This is a genomic window from Rhizobium sp. SVR5-2C (genome assembly GCF_056755115.1).
Genome location: NZ_JBNDHT010000303.1, coordinates 1 through 940, shown reverse-complemented (window position 1 = coordinate 940; position 940 = coordinate 1). Strand labels below are relative to the sequence as shown.

At 57.6% G+C, this 940-nt stretch carries 1 pseudogene; it reads left to right on the top strand.

From position 1 onward, the window contains the following. Positions 1 to 161: 161 nt before the first annotated feature. A pseudogene (locus ACPYOI_RS35800) lies at positions 162 to 512 on the top strand (DDE-type integrase/transposase/recombinase); the annotation flags it as partial. Between the last annotated feature and the right edge of the window lie 428 nt (positions 513 to 940).

Here is a 940-nt window from a genome sequence, read left to right as displayed (position 1 = left end):
GTCACACCGTTTGGACGTAAGTTTTACCAGCCCCTCGCGGCTAAGATAGGTGAGAACCGTCACGTGCTGACTTGAGAAGAGAACATGCATGCCGTTGCCGTACGACGCGGCGAAGGTCTGACGAGCATTCATTGTAGGTGTCAGTTCCCGTTTTCAGCGCAAGTGTTCGCAAGCGAAAGGTCAGGCGGCGTGTCGTGGGCACCTGTACGCCGATCCTGGCGCAAGCAAAAGCCAATGCACGCTGGTCACTGGATTTTGTCCACGACCAGTTCGCCCGCGGCAGGCGCTTCCGCGCGTTCAATGTCGTGGACGAAGCGACACGCGAGTGCCTGGCTGCGATCCCGGATACATCGATCTCGGGGTCGTGTCGCACGCGAACTGACCACGCTCATCGAGCGCCGCGGCAAGCCAGGTATGATCGTTTCCGATACGGGGACGGAGTTTACCTCGACACAATCCTAGCTTGGGCCAAGGATCACAAGGTCGAGTGGCACTATATTGCGCCAGGAAAGCGATGCAGAACGGCTGCGGATGCCCGCCGGGGCGGGGCAGTTTGACGAAACCAAGGGCAAGGAGGCGACAAAGCAGTTAAACTCGCCGCGCAATCCCAGACATCCAGCAATAAGACGCCCCTAATGTTCCGGTCGCGGTCGTATTAAACCGTGGCCTTGACCCATTGAGGGATTTCATTTTGTGGATGCTGTTCGATGAGGTGCGGCAAAGAAGCAATCTTTGAGCGAGCATTGGCGTTGCTGGAGACCGATCCAGCTGAGGACGTGGCATCACGACACCTGCCTCCTCCGCGGAGATGACCCCGTTCTGACCTGCCACTAAATTTTCATCCGATACGATTAGAGCTCGGCTGACCTGCCACTGAACTTTCATCCGACTGCGATTAGAGCCTCGGCGGCTTTCAATAGGCCAAATGGCGCGGTGGGAG